Source organism: Chryseobacterium sp. Bi04, from assembly GCF_918698085.1.
GTDB lineage: Bacteria > Bacteroidota > Bacteroidia > Flavobacteriales > Weeksellaceae > Chryseobacterium.
The window spans coordinates 41,603-65,771 of sequence record NZ_CAKKLP010000013.1 but is presented as its reverse complement, the minus strand read 5'-3'; the positions used below and the strand labels follow the sequence as shown (position 1 = coordinate 65,771).

Annotated in this window: 19 protein-coding genes and 1 tRNA gene; 7 read left to right on the top strand and 13 right to left on the bottom strand. The window is 35.1% G+C overall.

All coding sequences use genetic code 11. From position 1 onward, the window contains the following. Positions 1–115: 115 nt before the first annotated feature. From nuoD to LQV47_RS17845, 6 genes are all read right to left on the bottom strand, one after another. Positions 116–1,339 (bottom strand): NADH dehydrogenase (quinone) subunit D, encoded by a 1,224-nt coding sequence (nuoD, locus tag LQV47_RS17870; protein ID WP_047494369.1) that lies wholly within the window; start codon positions 1,337–1,339, stop codon positions 116–118. Between the two features lie 61 nt (positions 1,340–1,400). Next, on the bottom strand, positions 1,401–1,895 hold the full coding sequence (locus LQV47_RS17865) for an NADH-quinone oxidoreductase subunit C (protein WP_230039851.1): 495 nt from the start codon (positions 1,893–1,895) through the stop codon (positions 1,401–1,403). Positions 1,896–1,900: 5 nt separating this feature from the next. Further along, on the bottom strand, positions 1,901–2,461 hold the full coding sequence (locus tag LQV47_RS17860; RefSeq protein WP_002983540.1) for an NADH-quinone oxidoreductase subunit B: 561 nt from the start codon (positions 2,459–2,461) through the stop codon (positions 1,901–1,903). A 99-nt stretch (positions 2,462–2,560) separates the two neighbouring features. Then, on the bottom strand, positions 2,561–2,932 hold the full coding sequence (locus tag LQV47_RS17855; protein WP_230039849.1) for an NADH-quinone oxidoreductase subunit A: 372 nt from the start codon (positions 2,930–2,932) through the stop codon (positions 2,561–2,563). Between the two features lie 122 nt (positions 2,933–3,054). Further along, positions 3,055–3,231 carry a hypothetical protein gene (locus LQV47_RS17850; RefSeq protein WP_230039848.1) on the bottom strand — a complete coding sequence of 59 codons (177 nt, stop codon included), beginning with the start codon at positions 3,229–3,231 and terminating at the stop codon, positions 3,055–3,057. Positions 3,232–3,314: 83 nt separating this feature from the next. Next, positions 3,315–4,448: a GTP cyclohydrolase gene (locus LQV47_RS17845; protein ID WP_230039846.1), complete on the bottom strand. Its 1,134-nt coding sequence runs from the start codon at positions 4,446–4,448 to the stop codon at positions 3,315–3,317. 105 nt (positions 4,449–4,553) lie between these two features. On the opposite strand from LQV47_RS17845, the gene LQV47_RS17840 reads away from it, so the two are divergent. Continuing rightward, a complete protein-coding gene (locus tag LQV47_RS17840) occupies positions 4,554–5,264 on the top strand; it encodes a zinc metallopeptidase (RefSeq protein WP_230039844.1) in 711 nt (236 codons plus the stop codon). Here LQV47_RS17840 and LQV47_RS17835 read toward each other — a convergent pair. From LQV47_RS17835 to rbfA, 7 genes are all read right to left on the bottom strand, one after another. After that, a complete protein-coding gene (locus LQV47_RS17835; protein ID WP_230039842.1) occupies positions 5,261–5,866 on the bottom strand; it encodes a YigZ family protein in 606 nt (201 codons plus the stop codon). The genes LQV47_RS17840 and LQV47_RS17835 overlap by 4 nt on opposite strands. Before the next feature lie 352 nt (positions 5,867–6,218). Next, a complete protein-coding gene (gene ribD / locus LQV47_RS17830; protein WP_230039840.1) occupies positions 6,219–7,244 on the bottom strand; it encodes a bifunctional diaminohydroxyphosphoribosylaminopyrimidine deaminase/5-amino-6-(5-phosphoribosylamino)uracil reductase RibD in 1,026 nt (341 codons plus the stop codon). Positions 7,245–7,308: 64 nt separating this feature from the next. Further along, a complete protein-coding gene (locus LQV47_RS17825) occupies positions 7,309–9,111 on the bottom strand; it encodes a DUF349 domain-containing protein (RefSeq protein ID WP_230039838.1) in 1,803 nt (600 codons plus the stop codon). 77 nt (positions 9,112–9,188) lie between these two features. Next, positions 9,189–9,926 (bottom strand): shikimate dehydrogenase, encoded by a 738-nt coding sequence (gene aroE / locus LQV47_RS17820; protein WP_230039836.1) that lies wholly within the window; start codon positions 9,924–9,926, stop codon positions 9,189–9,191. Between the two features lie 61 nt (positions 9,927–9,987). Beyond that, positions 9,988–11,772, bottom strand: coding sequence for an endonuclease (locus LQV47_RS17815; protein ID WP_230039834.1), 1,785 nt, complete (start codon positions 11,770–11,772; stop codon positions 9,988–9,990). Between the two features lie 80 nt (positions 11,773–11,852). Further along, the gene (locus LQV47_RS17810; protein ID WP_230039825.1) at positions 11,853–13,058 is read right to left on the bottom strand and encodes an ABC transporter permease; all 1,206 of its coding nucleotides are present in this window, start codon (positions 13,056–13,058) and stop codon (positions 11,853–11,855) included. Positions 13,059–13,061: 3 nt separating this feature from the next. Further along, positions 13,062–13,421, bottom strand: coding sequence for a 30S ribosome-binding factor RbfA (rbfA, locus tag LQV47_RS17805; RefSeq protein WP_027373534.1), 360 nt, complete (start codon positions 13,419–13,421; stop codon positions 13,062–13,064). A 94-nt stretch (positions 13,422–13,515) separates the two neighbouring features. On the opposite strand from rbfA, the gene mce reads away from it, so the two are divergent. From mce to LQV47_RS17775, 6 genes are all read left to right on the top strand, one after another. Beyond that, a complete protein-coding gene (gene mce, locus LQV47_RS17800) occupies positions 13,516–13,914 on the top strand; it encodes a methylmalonyl-CoA epimerase (protein ID WP_230039823.1) in 399 nt (132 codons plus the stop codon). A 62-nt stretch (positions 13,915–13,976) separates the two neighbouring features. Further along, a tRNA-Ile gene (locus LQV47_RS17795) sits at positions 13,977–14,050 on the top strand. A 473-nt stretch (positions 14,051–14,523) separates the two neighbouring features. Further along, positions 14,524–15,342 carry an FkbM family methyltransferase gene (locus LQV47_RS17790; RefSeq protein WP_230039822.1) on the top strand — a complete coding sequence of 273 codons (819 nt, stop codon included), beginning with the start codon at positions 14,524–14,526 and terminating at the stop codon, positions 15,340–15,342. Next, positions 15,326–16,240, top strand: a complete 915-nt coding sequence (locus LQV47_RS17785) for a hypothetical protein (protein ID WP_230039820.1) — start codon at positions 15,326–15,328, stop codon at positions 16,238–16,240. Before LQV47_RS17790 ends, LQV47_RS17785 begins: the two co-directional genes overlap by 17 nt. 10 nt (positions 16,241–16,250) lie before the next feature. After that, a complete protein-coding gene (locus LQV47_RS17780; RefSeq protein WP_230039818.1) occupies positions 16,251–16,733 on the top strand; it encodes a hypothetical protein in 483 nt (160 codons plus the stop codon). Between the two features lie 70 nt (positions 16,734–16,803). Next, positions 16,804–23,907: an RHS repeat-associated core domain-containing protein gene (locus LQV47_RS17775; RefSeq protein WP_230039816.1), complete on the top strand. Its 7,104-nt coding sequence runs from the start codon at positions 16,804–16,806 to the stop codon at positions 23,905–23,907. The last annotated feature ends 262 nt before the right edge of the window (positions 23,908–24,169 follow it).

The following is a 24,169-nucleotide window of genomic DNA, read 5'->3' as shown; positions in this document are numbered from 1 at the left end:
ATTAAAGAGTAAAGAACAAAGAAAAAAGATTCTAAAGTCCGTTATTCTAAATTCGTTTTATTTTGGGTTGAAGAAAGTCTTTTATCTTTCTTCTTTTATCTTTTTGTCTAATGTATTATGCGTCTAATTCTCCCGCAATAATATTCATGCTACACATCGTTACAATGGCATCTGAAATTACAGAACCTGTAATCATTTCAGGATATGCCTGATAGTAGATGAAACATGGTCTTCTGAAGTGAAGTCTGTATGGGCTTCTTCCTCCGTCACTCACAAGATAGAAACCTAATTCTCCGTTTCCACCTTCCACAGCATGGTAAACTTCTCCTTTTGGTACATCAGTTTCTCCCATTACGATTTTGAAATGGTAGATCAATGCCTCCATTTTTTGATATACATCAGCCTTTTCAGGAAGATAGAAATCCGGAACATCCGCATGGAATGGCCCTTCAGGAAGATTTTCGTATGCTTGTTTGATAATTTTAAGTGATTCCCAGATCTCCTGCTGACGAACCATGAAACGGTCGTAAGTATCTCCTGAAGTTCCTACAGGAATAATAAAGTCGAAGTCTTCGTAGGAAGAATAAGGCTGTGCAACTCTTACATCATAATCTACACCAGCTGCACGCAGGTTTGGACCTGTGAAACCATAGCTTAATGCTCTTTCGGCAGAAATAGCTCCCGTACCGATGGTTCTGTCCATAAAAATTCTGTTTCTTTCTAATAAAGTACCGAATTCCTTAAATCTTGCCGGGAAGGTTTTTAAGAAATCCTGTAACAGCTCATGGAATTTTGGAGTGAAATCTCTTTCAAATCCGCCAATTCTTCCCATGTTAGTCGTCATCCTTGCTCCGCAGATCTGCTCGTACATATCGTAAATACGTTCTCTTTCAATGAACATATACGTAAGACCTGTAATAGCTCCTGAGTCCATTCCGGTTACCCCGTTACAGATCAGGTGATCACCGATTCTGGCTAATTCCATTAGGATAACACGCATATAGTCTACACGTTTTGGAACTTCTACACCAATCAGCTTCTCTACTGTCATATGCCAGCCTAAATTATTGATAGGGGCAGAGCAGTAATTCATACGGTCAGTAAGAGTAGTAATCTGAGAATAGTTTCTTCTTTCAGAAATTTTCTCAAATGCTCTGTGGATATAACCTACCGTTTGCTCAGCATGAAGAATTCTTTCCCCATCCATTGTTAGAATGTTCTGAAAAATTCCGTGAGTTGCAGGGTGAGTAGGTCCTAAATTGAGGGTATATAGTTGTCCGTCAATCTGTTCCTTACTTTCGTACTGGTTTAGTATATTAGATAATGAGTTATCTTTCATAATGATTGCTTTTAGCTATTTGCTTCAGGCTATTGGCTAGCTGCCATTGGCCATTCGCTTTTTATCTTCCAAACATATTATCGTCCTTGTCGGTTCTTGTACCATCTTCAAGTCGATATTCTTTCAACATGGGGTGGTATCCAAGATCTTCCATATTCAGGATAGGTCTGAGATCAGGATGTCCTTTAAATTTAATTCCATAGAAATCAAAAGTTTCCCTTTCCATCCAGTTAGCTCCCGCATATAATTCTACAAGAGAGTCCACTTCGATATTTTCTCTGGGCATAAAGATTTTCAGACGTAATCTGAAGTTGGCCATCATATTATGTAAATGATATACAACACCTATTTCTTTGTCCGGGAATTCAGGATAATGAATTCCACAGATATCAGTAAGGAAATTGATTTCTAATGATGAATCTTTAAGATAGTGGATAATCTTTTTGATATCTTCTTTCTTTACCTCAATGGTCAGCATTCCATACGGTTCTGAACTTGAAATAACAGATTCCGGAAATTCTCTGGTGATCGCTTCTAATACAAATTCGTTTGTCATTTCCGTTAGTTGCTTATATTGTAAGAATCTAATAATTTCTGATATTCAGGCATATCTCTTCTTCTGATGCTTTCACTTTCAGCAAGAGCCTGTACCTGCATTACCCCTTCAATAATCTGTTCTGGTCTTGGAGGACATCCGGGCACATAAACGTCAACCGGAATAATTTTATCAATTCCCTGAAGTACGGAATACGTATCAAAAATACCACCACTGGAAGCACAGGCTCCCACTGCCACTACCCATTTAGGCTCAGCCATCTGAGTGTATACTTCTTTCAGGACTGGTCCTAATTTCTTTGATATAGTTCCACAAACCATCAGCATATCTGCTTGTCTTGGAGAGAAAGAGTTTCTTTCCATACCAAATCTTGAAGCATCATAAGTAGGGTTCAGGGTAGCCATAAACTCAATACCACAACAAGAGGTTGCAAATGGCAACGGCCAAAGTGAAAACTTTCTAGCCATACCGATTACGCTGCTCAGTTTTGTTGCGAAAAACCCTTCTCCTTCATATCCTTCGGGAGCAGGTGCATCTGTTCTTATTACTGGTTTTTTATCTGACATTTTGTTTGATTAAATATTTAAAGATTAAAGCATTTAAAAAATTTGAAACCACTGCTGATTTTTTATAAATTAAGTCATTCAATCTTTTAATGTTAAAATTTATTTATCCCAATCCAGTGCACCACGCTTCCAAACATAGAAAAACGCTACGAAGAAAATCGCAACGAACGTAAGTACAGCCAGGAATCCTTCCATGCCGAATTCTCTGAAGTTTACTGCATAAGGATAAAAGAATACGATTTCAATATCGAATAGTACGAACAATACCGCAGTCAGGAAGTACTTGATAGAAAACGGTGTTCTTGCATTTCCTTCACTAGGAACTCCACATTCCCAGCTTTGGTTTTTTACAGAATCTCCTTTTTTCTGCTTTGGACCTAGGAAATGTGCTCCAAGTAAGGAAACAGCTACGAATGCTATTGCTACACCTGCCTGGATAAGGATTGGAATATAACTTTCAGGTAAATTCATTTTTGCATTATTATCTCAATTTGCAAATTTAGCGAATAAACAAGAAAGCATGAAATTAATCAGCTTAAAAGTAGGATTAAAATAGAGAAAAATTACAATTTAGAATCAATAAAAATAAGGAGTTATTTCTTCATTTTTTTAAGAAGAGCATATGCCATGAATGAAATATATCCAAAAAGAACGCTGGCAAACACGATATTAATTATTGTGTTTGTTCTGTCATCCGGCGACTGAAAAAAGAAGTTGTAACCAATAAAGCCGGAGATGAGAATAGCAAAAATAATAAGTTGCGGTTTCATGAAAGGTATAAGTTTTGAGTTATGAATGATAAGTTTTAATTTTCGAATGAAATCATTCATAGCTCAAAACTTATCATTCATAACTAATTATTATTTATAGTTAGCGAATACGTTCTTCTTCGTTTGTGGTTGACCGGGTTGTAATCCTGCCAAAGAAGCTGAACGCTTTTATTCTCCTCCAGCTCGGGATTTGTTTCTGCGAAATTGATTCCCATGCTTGTAAACCGTACAAAAATTTCTTTGAAGATAATAGCTGTTACGCCACGTCTCTGATATTCAGGGTGAATTCCGATAAGGTAAAAGTTGGCACGGTCATTTTTTTTGCCCGCCTGTAAAAAATGCCACCATCCGAAAGGAAACAGTTTTCCTTTTGACTTTTGTAAAGCTTTTGAATAGGAAGGCATTGTAATGGCGAAAGATACCAGTTGTTTATTTTCATCTACTACGCAGATTACGTAATTTTTATCAATAAAAGGAAAGTATTTTTCTTTATATGTTTTGATCTGCTCTTCCGAAATCGGAGTATAGGTAGATAGATGTTTATAGGTTTCATCTAATAGCTTAAACATAGGTTCCACATAAGGAAGGATCTCCTCTTTTGATTTGAAATTAAGAACACTAAGTTTATATTTCTGAGCGATTAAGCCACTGAATTTTTCTACTTTTTCAGGAAGTACTTTCGGGAAGTTCATTTCATATTCTACCCATTCTTTCTCTTTGGTTAAGCCAAGATTTTCAAGGTGCTTCGGATAGTAGGCATGATTGTAAATTCCTATCATTGTCGCCAGTTTATCAAATCCCATCGTCAGCATTCCTGCTTTATCAAGATTGGTGAAGCCCATCGGGCCTTCAATCATATCAAAATTGTGCTCTTTGGCGTAATCGGCAGCAGTCTGGATTAAAGCTTTTGAAACTTCAGTATCGTCAATAAAATCTATCCATCCGAAACGTACTTTTTTAATGCCTAATTCCTTTTCTTCTTTATGATTAATCATTACCGCAATTCTTCCAACCACTTTGCCGTCTTTTAGTGCCAGAAATTGTCTGGATTCTGAATATTGCAGGGCTGGATTCTCTTTTGCATCCCAGATTTTAATTTCGTCTTTAATAAAAGATGGAACATAGTATGGGTTATTTTTGTACAGATCCATTGGGAATCTTACGAACTGCTTGAGCTGACCGGCTGTTTTTACTTCAATAATTGAAACCTTCGACATAATTTTTGATGGTAATTTAAGGGCAAATATAAATAATAATATCATATACTTTGGCACAGTTTTTATATCATTATGAATAAAAATTAAACACAAAATCTATATAAAATGACGGGTTATTATATCATTATTGGTATTTCAATGCTGGTGAGCTGGTGGGTGTCATCAAGGTTGAAATCTAAATTTGAATATTATTCCAATGTACATCTTCGAAATGGTCTTTCGGGGAAAGAAGTAGCGGAAAAAATGTTGAGAGATAACGGGATTAATGATGTTCAGGTAATATCTGTTCCCGGGCAGTTGACGGACCACTATAATCCGGCAGATAAAACAGTAAACCTCTCTGAAGGGGTTTATATGCAGAGGAATGCAGCAGCAGCGGCAGTGGCAGCTCATGAATGTGGGCACGCTGTACAGCATGCTGTAGGATATGCAATGTTGAATTTACGTTCAAAACTGGTTCCTATTGTTAATATAAGTTCTAATTTGATGCAGTTTGTCCTTATCGCAGGTATTGCGGTAATGGCAGCATCCCGAAGCATAGAGAATCCAAATGGAAATACAACCGTTTTGGCAATTGGTGTGGCTATGTTTGCCATGACAACGCTTTTTGCTTTTGTAACACTCCCTGTGGAATATGATGCAAGTAACAGAGCGATGAAATGGCTTAAAGATACAGGAACTGTAACGACGGAAGAATTCGTTGGCGTACAGGACAGCTTGAAATGGGCAGCAAGAACTTATGTAGTGGCAGCTTTAGGCTCTTTAGCACAGCTTCTCTATTGGGGCTCCTTACTTCTTGGTGGAAGAAGGGATTAATCTTTAAATTCAAAGGTAACATATTGCATCTCGGATAATTTTTCCGAGATGTTTTCTTTTTGAATAAGTTTCAGTGAAGCGGTAAGGATGCAGTTTTCATTGGCATCAAAATTCAAAACTTTAGCATCAAATCTTGAAAGCAGCGTAAATATGATATTTTGCTGATTAAAATTAAATTGAATTTCGATTTGTGTTTCCAGTTCTTTAATGATAATACTGGCTTCTTCTAAAGTCATCTTTGCAGACTCCTTGTACGTTTTTACCAGTCCTGACACCCCCAGCTTAGTTCCTCCATAGTAGCGCACAACAATAACAAGTATGTTGGTGATTTCATGGGCTAATAATTGATTGTAAATAGGTAATCCTGCACTTCCTGAAGGCTCACCATCATCATTGGCCCGATAATTTTCTCCATTTATTCCTATCCTGAATGCATAGCAATGGTGGGTTGCTTTTGGATGTTCTTCCCTTACTTTTTCCAATGCAGTTTTCAGCTCACTTTCATTATTCACAGGATAAGCAAATCCTATGAATTTACTTCCTTTCTCTTTTAATAAAGTGTTTTCTATGGGTTTTTCTATGGTTTTGTATTCAAACGTCATCCTCTCAACAATTGCTGGTGCAAATTTAAAACTTTAAAATTCACTATGTATGTATATTAACGAAAAATTTAATGAATGAAAAAAGAGCGTTTCCGCTCTTTTAATCTTATATATTGTTTCCATATTCTAGCATGGGAAGGATCCGTCAAGCCATGGTGGTGGGCAGCTCATGCTGGAAGGAGTAGGACAACAATGTTGTAATGAAGGTGGGTAATAAGAGCAACATTCAGGTGCGCTACCTCCTGCTAATTTTTTTAAACTCTGTCTTGAGATTTTCTTTAAATTTTTCATATAATATTTATTTGTAGAAACTAATATAAGTAATTATTTCATTTCTACGTGATAAAATACTTTATTTTAATTCAAAAAAAGAAACTGTATTATCTCTATAATTTTCAATTCTACTAGCTGTATAATTAAACTTAGGAGCTTTGGTCCCATTTTCCAATTTCAAATTCTCATTTTTGATGACAATAGCTTCGTCCCAAAGTTGGCTATCAATGAACTGCTGTAAAGTAAAACGTCCTCCTTCGATAATAACAGATTGAATCTGTTCTTTATAAAGTGTCTCCATGAGTTTCTGCAGAAAATTTTCTTTCTTAATCATGATAAACTGAATATGGTCTTCAGTTCCTTCTTTACTAGAATTCAAAACCAATGTTCTGGCTTCCTTATTGTGTATTTTAAAGTTCTCCGGAATTTTCAGATCAAAATCAATTAATATTCTTACAGGATTTATCCCTTCTGCATTTCTTACGGTAAGGCTGGGATTGTCATTTAAAGCGGTTTGGGTTCCTACCAGGATGGCATGTTCGTCAGCTCTCAGCTGATGGACAAACTGATTTACTAAAAGATTTGAAACAGCCGTAGGTTTAAAGTCTTTATCCAGAAAACCGTCGCCGGATTCTGCCCATTTTAAAATAATGTAAGGCCTTTTCTTTTCATGATACGTGAAAAACCTTTTATTCAGCTCAATGCATTTTTTTTCCAGAATTCCTGAAATGGCTTCGATGCCGGCATCCTGAATGATTTTTTTTCCTTTTCCATTAACTTTATCATGGGAATCCATAGCTCCGATAACTACCTTTTTAAAACCCAATTCTTTAATCTTTAAAGCACATGGAGGTGTTTTTCCGTAATGGGCACAAGGTTCCAGGGAAACATAAATGGTAGATTCCGGAATAAGGTCTTTGTTTTTAACGGAATTGATGGCATTAATTTCAGCGTGGTTTTCTCCAGCTTTATGATGGTAGCCTTCCCCAATAATTTCTCCATTATGAACAATTACACTTCCCACCAGAGGGTTAGGGTAGGTTTTGCCTAATGCTTTTTGGGCCAGTTCAATGCATCTTTTAATATAAAATTCGTCGTTATTCATAGGTGTAGAAAAGAAAAAGCGAAGACAAATTGCTTTGCTCCGCCTTTATTTATTGTATTACAATTTAATCTCCGGTAATGATATTGTGGAGATTTTGTTTTAATGTTTCCAGATGAGCTTTCTTTTCATCAATAGTATTATAAGTATCTCTTAAAAGAGGATTTTCTCTTGATGGCTTAGTAAAGAAGGCCAGGTTATTTTCAAGTTTAACGATTTCGCCTTCAAGATCTGAAATTTGATTTTTGATCTTTCTTGCCTTGTCGGTAAGCTGGTTTTCAGATAGTCCTTCTTCTTTCAACTCAAGCTCATTGATCTTATTGATTTTTAATTTCTCTCTTAAGGTCTTATTGAATTCAGAATTAATTGAAATTTTATCTCTGGGAACTTTTCCAATATTATTCCAAGAAGTTTTGATCTGCTCTATTTTTTCAATACTGCCTTCTTCATCAGTCACCATTTTCAGTTCATCAAGAAGGGCTTTCTTGTTTTTATAGTTTTCCTTCCAGTTGTCGGTAGACGTATTGCTTTTTTCTCTGTAATTATTGAAGAAAGCATTACATGCATCACGGAATTCGTCCCAGATCTTATTGGTCATGCTTTTAGGAACATGGCCCACTTTTTTCCAGTCTTCCTGAAGTTTTTTGAATAACGGAACTACAATATCCCATTCTTCATTATTCATATTGTCTTTGGCTGTCTGAATCAGTTTTAACTTTTCTTCAAGATTAGCCTGTTGAGAACCTTTTAAAGACTTATAATAGTTGTTTTTTGTTGTATTGAAACCTCTCAGTATAGTTTTAAAATCATTCCAGTTCTGATTCGAAAGTTTCCTTGGAACACTTCCTGTTTTTAAGAACTCGGAACGAAGATCTTCCACCCTTTTGATAGCATTTTGCCAATAGTTGTGATTGGGAGTTTCAGCAGGTTCAGACAGTTTCTTGATCTCAGCAATGATCTGATTTTTCTTTTCAAGATTAACATTTTGTTCCTGTTCGATCACTGCGGAAAGTTCAGATTTTCTTTCGTGAATTTTATTGGATATTTCTTTGAATTCTTCCCATGTCTTTTCACGGAATTCTTCTGCTACCGGTTCTGCTTCTTCTTTCCAAAGTTTATGAAGATACTGCAGCTCATTTAAAGCTTTCTGGATTACGGGCTCATTTTCCAGCTCCTTGGCACGGGCAATAATGTGTTGCCTCTTTTCTAAGTTATGGCTGTATTCCTGCTCCAAAAATTCTTTGTTAAGATCCAGCATTTGATAAAACTGGTTCAAATGGTGGAAATAATTGTTGTTAAGGATTTTAAACTCAGATTTTGCAACTTGCCCTGCTTTCGTCCATTCTTCTTTGATCTCACGGATGGATTTGAAAAGATTAACTCCCGGTTCAGAATTGGTGTAGAGATTTTTAAGTCTTTCAATAATATTCTGACGGTGTTCAAGATTGTTTTTCTGTTCTTCTTCTTGTCCTTTTTGAAAATCATCGTGCTTTTCTCTGAATATATTAACTAAAGCAGAAAACTTAGCTTGTAAAGGGTGTTCATAACTGAAATTTTCAGAGGCATTTCCACCTTCTGTATATTCATGTTTTTTATCTTCCACTTCATCATGAATGTAATGACTTGCTTTTTCCTTCAGCAGATTGAATCTTTTGAAGTTTTCACCGGCATTGGGAGTGTTGATGATTTTTTCCATTTCCTTCAGAGCGTCTGTCAGGGAAATTTCAACAGCTTCATGGTCCTCCAGGTGCTCAGCATCATCCTCATGGGGAATCACATCATGAGAATCTTTATTTTCTGATGTTTCCTGAGATACTTCGTTCGGATTTTTCTTTTCTTCGTTTTCAGAAAGATTGTTTTCTGTAGTCATAGCAAATCTTTTATGTGAGTGGCGTTAATAATATCCTTTGAATATAGCTATAAAGCCAATTAAAGCACTAATTTATGTTATTTTTTTTGAAAATTCCAAATTTCCCAGGCTTTTTCTGCTTGTTGTTCAAGCATATAATAACCGTTTACTGTTTTCGCTCCTTTTTCTGCGGCATTGATAATAAACTTCGTATAATTCGGATTATATATTAAATCGATTACCAGGTGATCCGAAGAGATTGCTTCGAACGGAAAACTCAGGCAGTCTTCAACATTTGGAAATGTACCCACAGGAGTACATTGAATGATGATTTTGTGTTCCTTAACCGTTTTATGGTCCAGATTTTCAAAATTAATTTCTGTGTTTCGGGAGATTATTTGGCAAGGAATATTATTTTTATTCAGAATATATTGTACAGCTTTGGCAGCTCCTCCGTTTCCTAAAATTAAAGCTTTATTCTGGGAAGGTTGTTTGTGTAGAAAAAGAGTTTTTTCAAAACCAAAAGCATCCGTATTATAACCTGTTTTTTTTCCGTCCCGAATAAGAACACAGTTCACTGCTCCAATTTTTTCAGCTTCATCACTAAGCTCATCCAGATAGTTGATGATTTTTTCTTTATAGGGAATCGTAACATTGAATCCTAAAAGCTCGGGAGAAGAAAAAAGGTTTTCCACTTCATCAATTTCGTTCAGGTCAAATATGTCATAAGTAAAGCCTTTAAGCATAAGCTTTTGAAACTTATTTTCGAAGAATTTTTTAGAAAAAGAATAGGAAATATTCCGTCCTATCAATCCTAATTTTTTATTGGAATCCATTGATCAAAAATAAAAAAAAGACCGGATAAATCCGGCCTTTGATTTGAAATATTTTTAATATTTATTCTACAATGAATTTAGTAGTAAAATGATCTGTTTTCAGAATGTAATTTCCTTTTGTCAATCCTTTAAGATTGATCTTGTTTGAATTTTTGAAAGGACTTGAAATCGTTTCTATCAGTTTTCCTGAAAGATCATAAATTTCAGCTTTTGAAATTTTGTTAAGGTTTTCTCCTTTTACAAACACTTCATTATTTCTTACCGGGTTAGGGTAGATGGTAAATTCTGACTTATCTTTTTTGATTTCAGAAGTTGCCAAAGTATTGAAGCATGTCCAGCTTAAGTCATCTAAAGCAGGTCTGTCAGTTGTAGAGGAGTTTGTAAATTTAATGGTAACATTCCCACTTACATTAATATTGTTTATCGTAGTGGTTGTAGCTGTTGAGCTGTAAGGAATTGCTCCTACGTTAACGTCGTTTACAAAAACATTTATAGTACCAGCATTTCCTGAGAACTTTAACTGAGTTGTTAAAGTTAAGCTTTGGATTCCTCCAGAAACAATAGAGCTGGTTAAAGTCCCATTTCTTATTGTAATTGCTTTACCATTAATGGTTTGATCAATTCTGGCGTCTGTTGCAGTCCATGTTATACTATTATTAGTCCATACTCTTGTATCATAGGCTGGAGTCGTAGAAGTTGGAATGTTGGTGAAGTCTTCAGTTCCACAGCTTCCACCTACAGGTCCGTCAAGGGTAGTTGCTGATGCTATATTACTTTGTGTAGAAGCATTTCCGGAAGCATCTTTAGCAATTACATAGAAATTGTATGCTGTAAGCGGAGACAATCCCGTAACGGTGGCAGATGTGCCAGATACAGTTGTTTTAAGAACTCCATTGGCATAAATATCATAATCGATTACTCCGATATTGTCTGTAGAAGCCGTCCAGTTCAATGCAACAGTGCTTGAGGTAGGATTTGTGGCTGCTAAGTTGGTAGGAATGGTAGGAGCTTCCGTATCAAGAACTGGAGTTCCCCAAACCATATTTACATATTCCGGATGATCAATATATGGGTTTCTATTTCCCTGAAATGCATAGGTAGCATTGTTTCTTCTGATTTCAGCAGATGATACAGGGTCTTGTGTATGCCATATGATAAGTTGATTAAGTTCCCAATCCTGAAGTCCAGGATAAGCAGAGCCGCCCAGCATATTTCCTGTACCAAATCCGGAAAGTTGAGTTTCATATCTTGTTACAAAGTAGAAAATCATTCGGGCTACATCACCTTTAAACTCGTCAATTGGTTCAAATACTACTCCTGTAAAGCCTGGTGATGCAGAATTTCCTCTTTTAGAGCCATTCTGTGAATTATAATTGGCAATTCCCACTTTTCCAAAAGGTAAATCTCCTCTATCTCCATTTACTTTTCCGTCTGTAGCTCTTACAAAGTGAGCATCAGATCTCATAGGTAACCCTTGATTAAATAAACTTTGAGGAACGATGTGTTCTCTGTTGTAGCAATGCCCTTCAGGACCACTGGTTCCACTACATTGTGAAGATCCATAAGGATAGCTATAATTATCCGGACCAATAGGGAACTCCGAGTAGATGTCTAATATAGTTCCATCGTTATCGTAGTCATAATCACGGTCAGTGGTTTGATATGCTGTCCACAAATCATTATAAGAGAGATTGGAGGCATGTCCGGTGGTAATGATTTGTCTCAGTGCCGATTTAAGAGGTGCATTTGTTAAACCTGCAGCTGCATTATAATAATTGGCAGGTGGTTGTGCTAGAGCGCTGATGAATACCAGGTTTAATAGCAAAAAAGATAGAATTCGTTTCATTTTTTTTAAATTGGGGCGTAAAGGTATGAAAAAATGAAATCCGAAAAGATTGGTGTTGTTAAATTTAGCAGCTTAGTATATTAATTTTTAGTAATATATTCTTTGCTGATTTTTGAGAAGAACCATGAAATTGCAATTCCAAACAGGGAAGCGGTAAGGGCTACGATGAAATAATTCTTTCCTACAATTTTCACCGGGAAAGGAAGTACTTCATTAGCTCTGAAAAATTCTGTATAAAGCTGGAAATAGCAAAGTGCTGTTCCCGCAATCAATCCGGTGATAACTCCTGAAATAACAATGAGAATTCCGGTGTAGAAATAGGTTCTTCTTAAGTGGCTTAAAGGAAAGCCCAGTGATATCAATGATTTTGCCTGTTCTTTTTTATCAAGCTGCAGGATAATAATGGCCCCTGCAAGATTAAAGGTAGTAATGAAAATAACCAATGCGAAAATTAAATAAATGAACATTTTCTCTGTGTTGATCATCTTCCAGAAAGCTGCATTTTCCTCTTCTTTGGTTTTTATTTCAATATTTTTTCCGAGAGCAGAGAGCAGGTTTTGTTTTACTGCATCTGCATTCTCAGGATTTTTTAGTTTAATAACAATTTGATATGCAGATTTTTTAGGTAAGCTAAGCAGTTCTTCAGCAAGTTCAATAGGAGAAATAATGTAATTGTCCAGTTGATCTTTTCCCGGAAAAACTCCCGTTACCAGAATGTCTTTTTTATTATAAATGTCTTCTTCCTTAGTGATGATACCCGTTCCCGGTTTCGGCATAAAGACCGTTGCATAATGATTGGACGAATCTACCGGAATGGAAAGCCTGTTATTCAGACTGTTTTCCATTAATACTTCATTAGAATATTTGAAGCTTGGGTAAGTTCCGTAGAATACATCTTTATTGATTGGGTTAACCTTTACATAAGCGGAATCAACACCTCTTAAGTAAGCGATATCTCCTTTGCCATTGAAACTGATGTATATTTTTTCTTCAATAACACGGGAAAAGCTGCTGATTTCTTTTTGATTGGTCAGTATTTTATTAACCTTATCCAGGTCTTTGATCGTCTTTCCGGCAGTACTCTGTACAGTGAGATCTGCATGAAGATTGGAAATAAGGTCTTTATTAAGATCTTCAAGACCTGAAAAAACAGAAATAATGACGAACATTGCAGTTACTGCAACCGTCATAGCCCCTGCCGAAAGCCACGTAATAAACGTAACGGCAGTACTTCCCTTTTTAGCCAAAAGGTATCTGGATGCTATGTAAAATGCAATATTCTTCAAGATCTATAAAACAGGATTGTCGCCTTCGCCTCTTAATTCTCTTTCTAATTTTTCAACATCATCCAGCGCGGTGTCCAGATAAAAGTTAAGCTGTGGGATGATACGTACCTGTTTTGCCATTTTCTGGCCAATGAAGTTTCTGTATTGAGGTTTGTTTTCTTCAATCTCCTTCATGACTGCAGTACGGAATTCCTGTGGGAAAATGCTTAAATAAATTTTAGCAATTCCTAAGTCAGCAGTTACTTTTACGTCTGATACGGATACCAATATGCTTTGCTTACTTTCTGAAGCCTGTTTGCGGAAAAGCTCTGCGAAGTCTTCCTGAATAATCTGTGCTACTTTTCTTTGTCTGTTACTTTCCATAATTTATGCAAATTTAGTACTTTTGTTTGAATTGATACTTTCAAATTCAGCTACAGTATCAAATTTACGATTTAATTATATTTTATTTGTATTTATGAAGCTAGAACATATCGGTATTGCCGTACAATCTTTAGGAATCTCTGACGAGCTTTTTACTAAACTATTAGGAAAGGAATCCTATAAAAAAGAAACTGTGGAAAGGGAAGGGGTAGTTACTTCTTTCTACGAAACAGGAGAAAGTAAAATTGAGCTGCTGGAAGCCAGTAATCCTGAAAGTCCCATCTCAAAATTCATCGAAAAAAAGGGCGAAGGCATCCATCATCTGGCATTTGGTGTTGAAAATATCCTGGAAGAAGTAAAAAGATTAAAAAAAGAAGGATTTCAGTTTATCTCCGAAGAACCGAAAGAAGGTGCTGATAACAAATTAGTTGTATTCCTTCATCCAAAGTCTACAAACGGCGTGCTGGTAGAACTTTGTCAAGAAAAGCAATAAAAAATTTTGTGGTGAAAGAATTTTTACTATTTTTGCAAACACAAATTTTAACCAAGTTTTGAGGTCCTATAGCTCAGTTGGTTAGAGCACCTGACTCATAATCAGGTGGTCCCTGGTTCGAGCCCAGGTGGGACCACATAAAATCAGACACTTACAGAGATGTGAGTGTCTTTTTTTATTTTTTGACTGCAACAATACTGCCATTTTTTTAATAGATATTTTATCATTCACCTAGTTTATAGACAGGTCGAGGTTATATTAGTATTTATCTAAACCTGAAAGTAAAATGTTACCTGTTTTTTTGTAATTTAAATTATCGTTGGATTTTGAGCTAGAGGTTTATCCTAGCGGATTTTATTGTACGATGCGATGAGGTTTGAATAGAAAAAATAAAATTTACTTTTAATACGTCTAATTTTGACGCTTGCGGAAAATATCTTTACAACGTAACAATTTAGAATAAGAGATTACTTTATAATAATAAACTTAATATCTCTCCCTTATGTGATTATAAAATTTTATATTTGCAAAATTAAAAAAAAATAATGGTTTGCATTGGTTCTTGATCAGATTTGACTTTACCAAATTAAATCAAAAACAGCTAATATTATGCTTATAAATAAACTAAATACAATCCTTTCTAAAGCTTTATTTTGTTTTAAGATAAATTCTTCTTTTTTTCAAACTGCTCTATTTATAAAAAATTCTAAAAGATATAGTTCAACATATAAAAAAAATAAACTTTTAGGAACGGAAAATAAAGAACTTGTAGAATATAATCTTCTTTTATCAAGAAAAAAAGTTCCTCTTTCTATCAGAACTTATTCGGGTGATTTTGACATATTTTATGAGATTTTCTGGAAGAAAACTTATCATATTCCCGAAGTGCTTTTTTCATCCGGGAATAAAGTTATAATGGATTTAGGAGCAAATATTGGGTTTACATCTATCTTTTTCTCTTTACAATATCCAAATGCAAAAATATATGCTTTAGAAGCAGAAGAAGAGAATTACAAAATCCTTAAAAAAAATGTCTCTTTCTCTAAGAATATTATCTCAAAACATGGAGCTATTGATACAAAAGATGGAATCGTATTTCTTTCTTCTCCTGATTTATCCTATAATTTTAAAATTTCAGATATAGCAACAGAAACTGGAGAAAGAGTTCAGGCGTATAGCATGAAAAGTTACATGGAATTATTGGAAATTGACCATATAGATTTGCTAAAAATAGATATTGAAGGCTTAGAGCAATCACTCCTGAAAAATAATAATGAATGGCTTAACAAGGTGGATAATATAATAATAGAATTACATGATCCATATAGTTTAGATGAGTTAAAACAGGATTTATTGTCTTTTGGTTTTACAGTCTTAACTTCCGATTCTTTTAAAGGGTTAAAAATGATTTATGCAACAAAAAAATAATATTAAATATACAATTATGAAAAAAAGTTTATTGATTACAAGTCTTTTATTATCGTTAACCATTTACGGACAAACATGGAATTTGACAGGAAACTCTGCAACGAATCCTGGCACTAATTTTTTAGGAACATCTGATAATAAAGATTTTATTATTAAAACAAACAATACTGAAAGAGTAAGGATAAATTCGGACGGTAAAATTGCAATAGGCGGTGCGGTAGACCCTGAAATCAATTTAAAAGTGCATGGGAGATCGCAAATAGTATCGAATGCAGATAGTGATGTGTTTTTTGTTGGAAATGATTCTGATAATGTTGGAAACGGGAATGATCTTATATTTCTCAGATATGGAAAATACCAGCCAAACAATCCCAGTGTAATGACAGTATCTGGATTGACCGAGCCTTCCAAATATGAAGTTTTATTTAACATACGAGCGAATGGAAACATTGGAGTAGGAATACATAATCCTCAATATAAACTTGATGTATTAGGAAAATCTTCTTTTAGTGATAATATGAAAGTGGGAGGTAAAGTAGAAGCTAAAGAAGTAAAGGTTACTGCCATTCCAACTGCTGATTTTGTGTTTGAAGAAGACTATCAATTGCCAAAATTAGAGGAAATTGAAAAGCATATCAGAGAAAAGAAACATCTTCCGGAAGTTGCTTCTGCCAAAGAAATGGAAAAAGAAGGAGTCAATATAGGCGAATTCCAGATTAAATTGTTACAAAAAATTGAAGAGCTTACCCTCTATTCAATAGAACAAAATAAGCAGCTAAAGTTTCAGGAAGAACAACTTAGACATTTGCAGGAAGAAAATAAAACTCTGAAATCTCAATCCGAAGACATAAAAGAGCTAAAGAAACAAGTTCAGCAATTATTATCAACAAAGAAATAAAAAGACACCAATGAAAACAAAATTACTTTCGATATTCTCTTTATTTATAGGCTTCTTCGGTTTTTCTCAAACTGAAGTGTATTTCAAATACGATGAAGCCGGAAACCAACGATACAGGGGAACAAATTCCGCAGGAAAAACAGCACAAGAACCTTTAAAAACAGAAGCTAAAATTGTTTCTGTAGCCCCAAGTCAGCTTGATCCTCAATCTCAAATTATGGATGAAGCCACTTTCTGGAAGCAAATAAGACTATATCCTGTTCCGGTTAATGATGTGCTAACCATTGACTGGACAGAACAAGCAGATGGATTAATAGAATCTGTCTCTCTTTATCAGCATAGTACTGTACATTGGAAATTTCAGCAACAAAATTTACCCAATCTGAATAAGCAGTTGAAGATCAATATGACTGGATATGATTGGGGTGTTTATATTTTGCGTTTTACCTTGAAAGACGGAAGAGTTTTTGGTCGAAATATTACGAAACGATAATATTAGGCTTCAGCTTATAGCTGAGGTCATTTTGAATATTATTTATCAATCTTTATTAAAAAATACAAATATGAAATTTATTTCATCAATTATATTGTCGTTAGGCTCAGTATTGGGCTTTTCACAGACCATATTGTACCAAGCAGAAAGTACATCCCGTACAGTTGAGGACCCACAGACAGTGGTTCTTGCACAGGGATTTTATGCTAAATCGGATGTTTCTAATCCTTTTATAGCTAAGATTGGACCTGCAACAGAAAATCCGGGAGGAGGACCAGTAGATTCCGAAGCTGGTGCAGGTAATCCTTCTGGTACTACAGTACCATCAGGACAAAGTTTCCATGATACCAAAGGAAATATTGAGGTTACCGGAGCAGGGCAGCTACAATTTACTTTGCCTATTGCTTTGCCTCCGGGAGTGAAAAGTGTAGCTCCACAAGTAAATTTGGTGTATACCAGTGGTTCAGGAAATGGAATTGCGGGGTATGGCTGGAATATTTCTGGAATTACGGCAATTTCAAGAATTTCAAAGAATATTGAAAGAGATGGAGCTAGTAAAGGAATCCAACTGAATTACTCGGATGTCTATAGTTTTAATGGGCAAAGATTAATTTTAAAGTCTGGAGAATATGGAAAAGATGGAGCAGAATATTATACAGAAAAATATTCTAATGCTAAAATCAGATCTGTAGGAAATACGTTAGGAATATCCGGCCCGGACTACTGGGAGGTAACTTTTGAAGATGGTTCGCAGGCCAAATATGAAAGAACATTCTCAGATGGATTTAGAGGAGGAGGATCTACTCCAACTTTAGACTACAATATAACCAAATGGAAAGATGCACAGGGAAATTATATTACCTACAATTATGAATATCATACTAGTAATGGAGGCTTCAGAGAATTAACAGGCGGCGTATCAAGAATATCTTATATTGCTTGGGGAGGAAATGAAACATTAAATAAACCTCATTATAATGGAATTCAGTTCAACTATAGTGACAGAGGATTCAATGAAGTGAATTATCTTCAAGGGTATAAATATACCCAGAATAAGATATTAAAAGAGATTATTGTCACTTCTAATGGAAATCCATTTAAGAAATATGGAGTAGAGTATACTGATAATGGTACAATCTATCAGTTTGTTAGTAAAATTACTGAATTTAATGCAGCTGATGAAGCCGCTAATCCCGTAGAAATTGTGTACGAGCCGGCGGCTGCTGGAAATGAAGAGAATAGTAAAGAAAGTGATGTAGCTACCACAAATACAAAAAAATATGGGGATTTTAATATGGATGGGATTACTGATTATTTAGAGTTTCTACCCAATCCAGGATCAACACCATCAGGACCGGTAGGATCGCTTATTTTTAGAAGTTCCGTATATAAATCTGTACCTCCGGTTCCTTTACAATATCCATTGGGAAGCTTTACCGAAGCAGAATTTGCTAAAGGTGCACCTATTGTTTTTAAGAAAAGTAATATGGTGAAAAATAGTGTGGGAATTGTAATTCCGCATAAACTAAATACACCAAGTGCAACCAAACCTGATTATGAGCTACAGGTATATTCTGTGGATTTGCAAAATTTTAAATTTAACCTTGAGTATAAAAAGGTACTTTCTTATGACCAGTATACAATGAATGATGGTGATGAAGATGATCCGGGATATTGGTGCAAATATTCAGGAATCATGATGCCTGAATTTACAAGTTATGATTATAATGGAGACGGAATATCAGAATTGCTGATTAGTTTTTCAAGATCAAAGACATGTACGGATCCAGATATACTAAATCCTGTTAATCCTCTAAAAGCAGGAAATATCTCAACAGAGGACGTAGGTGCTCATATTTTAGAACCGTCTATCGACTCTACGAATACAGAGTTTGCAAGTAGTGTTCAACCGGAGAATGCTGACAACGTGAAGATCATAAATCCGGGAGGAGGAATTACCACGACGCAATATGGTTCTTCTATTTTATTTGATCTTGATGAGAATTTAAGTTCAGATCAAAGTATCTATAAATATGAAGAAAGGTACGGTACAGTGAACAGAAAAGTACAATTTGCTGATCTTAATGGAGATGGAATACAGGATATCATCTGGCTTAATTTATCAAATGGAGAGATGACCAGGGTATTTAATGTTCAGAAAACGGAAACAGGAGCTTATACAACCGTTAATGTTGGGAATTTTACTGGTCAGACATTAGCAGGGTTTTTCCATGGAGCTTTATATGGAGACTTTAATGGGGATAGTAAAGTAGACATATTGGTTCCGCAGGCTAATAAATCCTACAATTGGAATTTATTTGTTTCTGATGGAAATCAGTTGAAACAGTCCTATATTAATAATTTTATTTTTTATTATTCAGGCACAGAAACCATCAGTAAGGATACTCATAATACGTGGTTTGAAAAAAGTTGTACCAGCGGAGTCAACAGATATTTCCAATACAATACGGCTGACTTAGATGGAGATGGTAAATCTGAAGTATTGGTCTCTAATGTTCTTATCAACGATCATCAATGGAATGCACACCATGATCAGGAATGGACTAAAACTCATGTTACAGTCTATTCAGTAAATAAACTGCCGGGAGCATCCAATAAGGGCATTGTTTATAATCCACCTGTGGGAACAAGCTGGCCTTGGAATTTACTTCCTTCTAATGATAATGTAGAGAATACTGCTATAATTGAAACGAATAGTAATATTAATTTTTACAGAACCAGAGACTGGAAGAAAAACTTCAATGAAAAAGTAATTCCATTTAGTAATCTCTCATTAAACAGGGATAATCAACAGATTATCTTAATGGGAAGACCGGATGACTGTGCCGGTGTGGTAGGATGTCCTTATAATCATGTTATCCAATACAATTATCCGTATGTTCCGGCTCTTGCCAGAGTTAAAAATATCAAGCAAGGAGGAATCACTACAGAGCTGGTTTATCAGGAATTGAATTCAAAAACTGATGCTAATTTCTATAAACCTATCAAAAAAGAGTTGTATCCTTATTATGAATTGGAACAAATGCCGTTGTCCTTGGCGATATCACAGCTGAAGCAATACACGACTGCAGGAGTATTGATTCAGGATTTCAGATACAGAGGATTTCTAACTCATTTTACAGGAAAAGGAATTATTGGATTCCGCCAGTCGGCTCGCTCTTCTTTGTATGCGATTGGTAAAGAAAATACAAAAATATGGACCGGTGAAGAAATAGATCCACTGAATGATGGAATACCTGTTAAAGAATGGTCGATACAAACTAATGAAGACTCAAAAGTGTTCCCGGATGATCTTTCGGAGAATAATGGACAATTGCTAAGTTTTAAATCTACTACGTATAAAACAGATCAGCTGATCAATAATCAGGTGGTAGCTGCTGTGACTTCAGCAGATAAATCTAAAGTGGTAACGGCTACTATCCCTATTGCTACAAAAATTAAAGATTTTTTAACCAATGTGCTGACAACTAATGCTATTTCTTATGGAGATTATTATCTTGCTTCACAAACGGTATCAAATATCAATAACGGTTTTGCAACAAAAACAGCAGAACTTGAATATTCTCACAATCCAAGTGGAATAGGAAAAGATTACTACATTGGCCGTTTATCTAAAAAAACGGAGGAGAATGCAGCTTATTCCGGTATAGCTAAGAATATTGAACAATATGCATATGAAGATAATAAGCTTAGGACTATAAAGACGAGTGTTGGAAATGATTCCAATAACTATATGTTGGAGGATTATGTTTATGATGCCTTTGGAAATGTGGTTGAGAAAAAGACTACATCGAATGACGCCCTGGTTCAAACCAATAAAACCCAATATGATGCTTTAGGAAGATTTGTTATAAAGAAAACAGACAACTTAGGCTTAGAAATCAATATAACTTATAACGATTGGGGGCAAATTCTTACTCAAACAGATCCACTTGGAAATACATCAGTAAACACTTATGACAAATGGGGTAAAATACTGACTGCAAAAACAAGTTTGAATGGTATAACCAATTATCAGTATACTAAAGATGAGTATGAAAATACAACGATTATCCAATATGATCCTAATGGAAATGTTTCAAAGAAAACAACCAATAAACTAGGACAGGATTTTAAGATTGTAACAAAGGCTTTTGGGCAAGGACAATACGTTGCTAAAGATATTCAATATGATATCCTGGGAAGAAAAGTAGGAGAAACAGAACCGTATTTTGAAGCACAATCTCCTACTCAATGGAATACCATAGAATACGATGACTCTGTATTTCCTGCTAAGACTACTGTTACTTCATTCAATGGTAAAAAAGTAATCAGTACTGTTGCAGGATTAATAACTACCGTTAAAGAGGATAATGGGTATTCTAGAACAGCAACCAAAACACTGGATGCTCTTGGAAATGTAGCTTCTACTTCTGATAAAGGTGGAGTTATTAAATTCTCTTATAATGCGTCCGGGAAGCAGATCAAAGCCCAGTATGCGGAAAACCTTGTAACAACAAAGTATGACGATTGGGGCAGGAAAATAGAATTCAATGATCCATCTAATGGTGTATATAAATATGAGTATAATGGTTTTGGTCAAACAAAAAAGATTATCAGTCCTAAAGGAACCAAGGAGTATACTTATAACAATTTAGGGCAACTTATTTCTCAGAAGGAAATTTCTACCATAGATGGTGGGCAGGCTACTAATAAAGTAATTTCTTTTGTTTATGATGAAAAAGGAAGGTTAATTTCTAAAACGGGAACTTCCAAGGGAAAGGCTTACAGTTCGAATATAGCGTACGATCCTCAGGGAAGAGTTCTGTCATCATCAGAAAGCAATAATGAAAAATATTTCATTCAGAAAGGGATGACATATGATGATAAAGGAAGAGTGATGTCTTATGAAAAGCAATTGTATTCTTCAGGAGTCCTTACAAAAGTAAATCTTGAAAATGCTTATAGTGCTTGGAGTGGAGATTTATATCAGGTAAAAGATAAGAACTCAGGTAAGGTATTATGGGAATTGAAGGGAACTAATGCAAAAGGACAAGTTCTTCAATCTAAATTGGGAGCGGCAGATGTTACCAATATGTATGATAATAATAATTTCTTAGCAAGCGTTAATCATTCTTCACAGGTTAAACAAAACATTTTACAATTAACTTATTCATTTGATGCTATTAAAAATGAATTAAAAAGCAGAGTTACAGGAGGAGACTTTAATATTACTGAGTCATTTGATTATGATGACAACAATAGATTGGTCAACTGGACGAATCCTGTGACAGGAGTTAAGACACAAAACGCAACGCTTAACGTTTATGATGCTAAAGGAAGAATTCTTGAAAATGATCAGGTTGGAAAAATTAAATTCGGGAATTCTGCGAAGATTTATCAACCGACAGGAATGACGCTTAACGCAGCAGGAACTCAGAATTATACTAATGATCTAATTCAAAGTATTGTTTATAATGAAAATAATGACCCTATATTTATTGATGGAGAAAAAGGAGATGTAGCATTCCAGTACGGATTAACAGCCATGAGACAAAGGGTTACTTATGGAGGTAATTTTAGTACTGATGCAGATGGTAAATTCACTAAATTCTATAATGAAGATGGAAGCTTTGAAGTTGTAAGAGATAATACAACAGGTAAAGAGAAACATGTTCTTTATATTGGTGGAACTCCGTATGAGAGTAATATTATTTTTGTTAAGAACTATACCGAAAGCAATGGTTCTTATAAATTCTTACATAAAGATTATTTAGGAAGTATCTTAGCTATCAGTGATGAAGCAGGAAATAAATTAGAACAGAGGCATTTTGATGCATGGGGGAACTTCACCCATCTTAAGCTAGGAAACGGACCGATAGAAACCGATGTTAACAGGATCAAAGAGATAGTAAATGCCGGAGGATTAGTATTGGAAAGAGGGTATACTTCTCATGAACATTTTATGGAAGTGGGTATCATCCACATGAACGGAAGATTATATGATCCATTATTAAGAAGATTTTTAAATGCAGATGAGAATATTCAGGATCCTTATAATACCCAAAATTATAATAAGTATGGATATGTAATGAACAATCCCTTACTATACAATGATCCTAGTGGAGAAATTTTCGGATTGGTGCCATTATTGTCAGCTGTGATTATTGGGGCATTTATAGGAACAGTGGCTTATATTGTAAGTTCTTTAATTACAGGTCAAAGTATTACTTTGCTGGGGATTTTCAAATCCACTATATTTGGAGCGATATCAGGAGCAGTAACCTTTGGGATAGGAAATATATTCTCTGTCGTCAAAGAAGGGGTACAGATGACGACTGCGTTGGCAGATACTTTAGGAAAAGTAGGTACCATCTTCGTACAGGCTACAGCCCATGGTATTGCACAAGGAACATTATCTCTAATGCAAGGAGGATCTTTTCATCAAGCTCTTATTTCTGGAGCATTGGGAAGCTTAGGAGCTAGCGCATTTGGGGCAGTTGCAAAAGATGTGGCTAACTCTGCATTAGGAAAAATTACTTTTGGGGCAATAGCAGGAGGTATCGGTTCTGAACTGGCCGGAGGTAATTTCTGGCAAGGTGCGGTGATCGGAGGAATTGTAGCGGGATTAAATCATGGTTTGCATGAAATGGACGGTCCAGGAGATGATAAACCAAAGAAAGGTTCAAACTATAAAATTCCTAGAACAACGGTGAGTTTTAAAGTAGAACAAGGTGCGGCACTATTTATTCAAAAAGATAGTAGAAGTGTATTGGACATGGATGTGTATACTATTAAAGGTACTATGACACTTTTTGGTAATGAATTAACAGTAACAGCAATTGGTGCTACAACAAACTTACAAATTAGTCCTTACTTTTTTGGAGAGATTAATATAACCGGAAGTAGTCCATATGGGTTATCTACATTTAATGTTACAATACCTTTATCCAGAAGTTATGGTTATAGTGCTATAGAATCTGGTTATAGAGAAGTAGGAACAGCAAAATACACCCTTCCGAAAGGAACTAGTAATGTTGATGTTAGAGTTAAAGCTGGATACATCTTTAATTTACCTGGTTATGGAGTAGGAACACCTTTTCCAAAGACAACGGATTATAACTATCATTTTGGCAAAGGAGTGGGACTTAATCAATATCCAATATTTCAATGATGATATATAAAAATTTATTTAAAATAAGCATAAACTTTATTGCAATAAAACTGTTTGTAGATTGCATTTCTATCGTTCCTGAAAAGATTCATGAATCTTTTCTAAAAGGAAACTGGATGAATAATGTAATATTCTACCTTCTTTTAAATTTTATAATTATTTTTCTACTGCTTAGATTTAATAATTATGTAGTAGATAAAGTTTTTCTGAAGAAAGAGAACTATTTAATTAATAAAGATTATTTATCAATAATTAAAATTTC